General features: G+C 71.6%; 5 protein-coding genes. 4 read left to right on the plus strand and 1 reads right to left on the minus strand.

Annotation, left to right across the window (positions count from 1 at the left end; all coding sequences use genetic code 11):
- Positions 1 to 721 (plus strand): FAD-dependent oxidoreductase (locus tag QM569_RS03830; RefSeq protein WP_414985904.1); only part of this gene is annotated, 721 nt, incomplete at its 5' end.
- A 22-nt stretch (positions 722 to 743) separates the two neighbouring features.
- Here QM569_RS03830 and lgt read toward each other — a convergent pair.
- Complete coding sequence (gene lgt / locus QM569_RS03835) at positions 744 to 1,559, minus strand: prolipoprotein diacylglyceryl transferase (RefSeq protein WP_414985905.1); 816 nt, start codon at positions 1,557 to 1,559, stop codon at positions 744 to 746.
- 146 nt (positions 1,560 to 1,705) lie between these two features.
- Between lgt and bfr the strand changes: the two genes are divergently transcribed.
- The 3 genes from bfr (at position 1,706) to QM569_RS03850 (ending at position 4,540) form a co-directional block, all read left to right on the plus strand.
- Positions 1,706 to 2,176, plus strand: a complete 471-nt coding sequence (gene bfr / locus QM569_RS03840) for a bacterioferritin (protein WP_414985906.1) — start codon at positions 1,706 to 1,708, stop codon at positions 2,174 to 2,176.
- Between the two features lie 127 nt (positions 2,177 to 2,303).
- Complete coding sequence (locus QM569_RS03845) at positions 2,304 to 3,308, plus strand: GlxA family transcriptional regulator (RefSeq protein ID WP_414985907.1); 1,005 nt, start codon at positions 2,304 to 2,306, stop codon at positions 3,306 to 3,308.
- A gap of 44 nt (positions 3,309 to 3,352) precedes the next feature.
- Positions 3,353 to 4,540, plus strand: coding sequence for an MFS transporter (locus QM569_RS03850; protein WP_414985908.1), 1,188 nt, complete (start codon positions 3,353 to 3,355; stop codon positions 4,538 to 4,540).
- The last annotated feature ends 125 nt before the right edge of the window (positions 4,541 to 4,665 follow it).

Below are 4,665 nucleotides of genomic sequence, written 5' to 3' on the forward strand. Positions count from 1 at the left end.
GCACGCCCGCGCGGGCTGGCTGCGCCCGGCCCGGCTCGCCGCCGCGCTGCTCGCACAGCCGGGCATTGCATGGCGCGGCGGCTGCGCGGTCGATCAGCTCACGCCCACGCCCCACGGCTGGCAGGCGCTGGACGCCACGGGCCAGGTGCTGGCCCAGGCCCCCATCGCCGTCATCGCGGGCGGCCACGCCAGCGCGCGGCTGCTGGCCCCCCACGCATCCTGGCCAGACCGTCTCAATCCCCTGCGCGGCCAGCTCTCCTGCGGCGAGCAGCCCGCCAGCGCCGCGCTGCCACCCTTCCCCGTCAACGGCCACGGCAGCCTCATCGCCCACGTTCCGCTGGGCGGCGGCCACAGCGCGTGGTACGCGGGCGCCACCTTCGAGCGCGACCAGACCGCCCCGCCCTCGCCCGCCGAACAGGCCCAGGCCCAGGCCACCAACGCCGCCAAGCTCGCCGAACTTCTGCCCGCCGCCGCCGCCGCACTGGCAGGCGGCTTTACCGGCCCCACGTGGAACGGCGTGCGCTGCACCACGCCCGACCGCCTGCCCATCGTCGGCTCCGTGCAACCCGATTTGTGGATCAGCACCGCCATGGGCGCGCGCGGCCTCACGCTGGCGCTGCTGTGCGGCGAACTGCTGGCCGCCCGCCTGGAAGCCGAGCCGCTGCCGCTGGAGCCCAAGCTGGCGCGGGCGCTGGGAAGCGAGCGGTTTCTCTCCAGGTAAAAACCGGTCGCTGAAGGCCGTTCTACCGCGACACCGGCTGCCGCTGCGCCCACAGCCACAGCGCGATGCCGCCCACGATCATGGGCAGGCACAGCCACTGCCCCATGCTCATGCCCAGCGACAGAATGCCCAGGAAGGCGTCCGGCTCGCGGAAGTACTCGGCGATGAAGCGGAACACGCCGTAGCCGAACAGGAACGCCGCCGCCACCTGCCCCTGGCGCCGCTGCCTGCGCGCGTACAGCCACAGCAGCACGAACAGCAGCAGCCCCTCCATGAGGAACTGGTACACCTGCGACGGATGGCGCGGCTGCAGGGAGCCGCTGTGCGCGAACACCATGCCCCAGGGCAGGTCGGGGCTGGCAAAGCGCCCCCACAGCTCGCCGTTGATGAAGTTGCCCACGCGCCCCGCCGCCAGCCCCGTGGGCACGCAGGGCGCCACGAAGTCGGCCACCTGCAGCCACGGCCGCTGGCGCGAATGCGCGAACCACAGCATGGCCGCGATCACGCCCAGCAGCCCGCCGTGGAAGGACATGCCGCCCTGCCACACGGCGAAGATCTCCAGCGGGTGGCTCAGGTAGTAGCCCGGCTTGTAGAACAGGCAGTAGCCCAGCCGCCCGCCCGCCACCACGCCCGCCACGCCCAGGAACAGGATGTCTTCCACGTCCTTGCGCGTCCACGCGCCGGGGCCGGTGATGGACGCGAACGGCTCGTGCTGGAGGCGGCGCATGCCCAGCAGCATGAACAGGCCGAAGGCCGCGAGGTAGGTCAGCCCGTACCAGTGGATGGCGAGCGGGCCGATCTGCAGGGCGACGGGGTCGATATGGGGGTAGGTCAGCATGGTGGCCGGTATTGTGCCCGCGCGTTCCGCGCCCCAATGAGAACGCTTCTGATGCCCGTGCGCATGCAGAGCGCCAGGACGGGGTCATTGCCCCCAAAAAGCGCCGCGCACGCGATACTTCCCTGATTCAGAACAAGGAAAACACCATGCAGGGCCACCCCCAAGTCGTCGATTACCTCAAGCACCTGCTGCGCGGCGAGCTGGCCGCGCGCGACCAGTACTTCGCGCATTCGCGCATCTATGAAGACCAGGGCTTCACCAAGCTGTTCACGCGCCTGGACCACGAGATGCAGGAAGAAACCCAGCACGCCGACGCGCTGCTGCGCCGCATCCTCATGCTGGGCGGCCGCCCCGACATGCGCCCCAGCGAATTCACCCCCGGCGAAACCGTGCCCGACATGCTGCGCAAGGACCTTGCCACCGAGTACGAAGTGCGCGCCGCGCTGCAACAGGGCATCGCCCTGTGCGAGCAGCACGGCGACTACGTGAGCCGCGACATGCTGCTGGCCCAACTGCGCGACACGGAGGAAGACCACGCCTACTGGCTGGAAAAGCAGATCGGCCTGATCGACAGGATCGGCCTGCAGAACTACCTGCAGACGCAAGCTGCGGCCTGATTGACGGCCTGACGGCTCGCCCCACAAGGCACCTTGCGCGGTGCTTTTTTGTGCCCAGGCCCAAAGTGGCCGAATGTGTGGGCCGATTGTCATTGCGACCACGCGCGGGCGCCTGCACACTGGCGCCATGCCTTTCCACCCCCCGCGCACCGTTGCCTGCCTGCTCTACCCCGGCGTGATGAGCCTGGACGTGGTAGGCCCGATGCAGGTCTTCGGCTCCGCCAACGCCGAGCGCACCGGCCACGGCCTGCCGCCCGCCTATGCGCTGCAACTGCTGGCCGAGGCGGCAGGCCCCGTCGCCACCTCGGCAGGCTTCGCGCTGGTGGCCGACGGCGCGTGGGGCACTACCGATTCCACAGGGCTGGATACCGTGCTCGTGCCCGGCGGCGACGGCGTGGTCGGCCAACTGGACAACGCTGCCCTGCAAGACTGGCTGCGCCGCGCCGAGCCCCGCGTGCGGCGCCTGGGCTCCGTCTGCTCCGGCGCGCTGCTGCTGGCGCGCGCCGGGCTGCTGGACGGCCAGCGCGCCACCACGCACTGGTGCCGCCTGGACATGCTGCGGCAAGACCACCCGCAGGTGCAGGTCGATGCCGACTGCCTGCACACCTACGACGCGGGCAGCCCGGTCTATGGCCACCTGTTCACCTCGGCGGGTGTCACGGCGGGCATCGACCTGGCGCTGGCCCTGGTCGAGGCCGACCTGGGCCGCCCCCTGGCGCTGGCCGTGGCGCGGCGGCTGGTGATGTTCCTGCGCCGCCCCGGCGGGCAGGCCCAGTTCAGCCAGTTGCTCGCGCCCGAGACGCGGCACGCGCCCCGGCTGGCGGCGCTGCTGGAATGGATCCCGTCGCAGCTCGGCGGCGACCTGTCGCTGGACGCCCTGGCCGAGCGCGCCTGCATGCCGCCGCGCACGCTCACGCGCGTGTTCCAGCGCGAGCTGGGCACCACGCCCGGCCGCTACGTGGAGCGCGTGCGGGTCGAGGCCGCGTCCGCCCTGCTCGCCCAGGCCCAGGCATCCGTTGCCACCGTGGCGCGGCTGTGCGGATTCGAGCACCCCGAGAACCTGCGGCGCAGCTTGCACAAGCACCGCGCCGCCAGCCCGCAGGCGTATGCCCAGCGCTTCGGCGCCGACTGACACCCCCGCGCCACCCGGCGCACCCATTACCGAAAGAACCTTTCATGCTCCTCGTGCGCAATGCTTCCGTTCGCCTGCTGTTCGCGGGCCAGGCCCTGTATTGGGGCTGTTCCATCATCGGCATCACGCTGACCTCGATCGCCGGGGCGCGGCTGGCGCCCTGGCCCGCACTGGCGACGCTGCCGCTGGCGCTGCTGGTGCTGGGCTACCTGCTGTCGGTGCAGCCGCTGTCGCTGTACATGCAACGGCGCGGGCGGCGCGCGGGCTTGCAGGCGGGGGCGCTGTGCGGCGCGGCGGGCGCGCTGGTCAGCATGGCGGGGCTGCAGTGGGGCAGCTTCGCCATCTTCTGCGTGGGCGCGCTGGCGGTGGGCGCGTACCAGGCGTCGTCGGGCTACTACGCCTATGCCGCGCTGGAAGCGGTGGACCCCGCGCAGAAGGGCCGCGCCGCCGCCTGCGTGGTGGCGGGCGGGCTGTGCGCTGCCGTGTTCGCCCCGCCGCTGGCGCTGTGGTCGCGCAACCTGCTGGCCGCGCCGCTGGCGGGCGCCTACCTGGCGATGGCGGCGCTGGCCGCGCTGGGCTGGCTGGCCATGGCGCGGCTGCGCGAGGGCGTAGCGCCCCGCCCCGCTGCCGGTGGTTGGGCGGTGGCGCGCACGATGCTGGCGCGGCCCGGCCTGCGCGCCGCCGTGGTGATGACGGCCATCGGCCACGGCCTGATGATTTTGGTGATGAACGCCACGCCGCTGGCGATGGAAGTCTGCGGCTTCTCGGCCGCGTCGGCGGCGCGGGTGATCCAGTGGCACGTGATCGGCATGTTTTTGCCCGCGCTGTTCTCGGGCCTGCTGGTGGACCGCGTCGGCAGCCGCCCCGTGGCCGCCGCGGGCACGCTGTGCCTGGCGGCCAGCGCCTGCGTGGCGCTGTCGGGCGCGGCGTTCACGGAATTCCTTGCCAGCTCCTTCCTGCTGGGCACGGGCTGGAACCTGATGGTGATCGCGGGCACCACGCTGCTGGCCGAGTCGCACGCGCCCGAGGAGCGCGGCCAGGCCCAGGCGCTGATGCAGCTTGCCAACGGCAGCGTGGCGGCGGCCATGTCCTTCGCCTCGGGCGCGCTGCTGGCCGGCGTGGGCTGGACGGCGATCAACGCCGTGGCGCTGCCGCTGCTGGCGGTGGCGGCGGGGCTGCTGTTCATGCGCAGAAGAACACGGCTGGTTTCTTCAAGCCAAAATGGCCTCTAGCGCTTGGCGGCCTCAAATCTGAAGTGCAACACCCCTTCAAAATTGAGGCCCCATGACAAAGAACACCTACGAACAACTGAGCGAGATGGAGCGCCATGCGATAGCGCTGGGGCTACAGCAAAAGC

Origin of the sequence: Acidovorax sp., assembly GCF_047607405.1 — a bacterium.
Lineage (GTDB): Bacteria > Pseudomonadota > Gammaproteobacteria > Burkholderiales > Burkholderiaceae_C > Acidovorax.

Coding starts and splice junctions, on each gene's coding strand:
- lgt (WP_414985905.1), bottom strand. CDS start 1,559: ATGCTGACCTACCCCCATATCGACCCCGTCGCCCTGCAGATCGGCCCG.
- QM569_RS03845 (WP_414985907.1), top strand. CDS start 2,304: ATGCCTTTCCACCCCCCGCGCACCGTTGCCTGCCTGCTCTACCCCGGC.
- bfr (WP_414985906.1), top strand. CDS start 1,706: ATGCAGGGCCACCCCCAAGTCGTCGATTACCTCAAGCACCTGCTGCGC.
- QM569_RS03850 (WP_414985908.1), top strand. CDS start 3,353: ATGCTCCTCGTGCGCAATGCTTCCGTTCGCCTGCTGTTCGCGGGCCAG.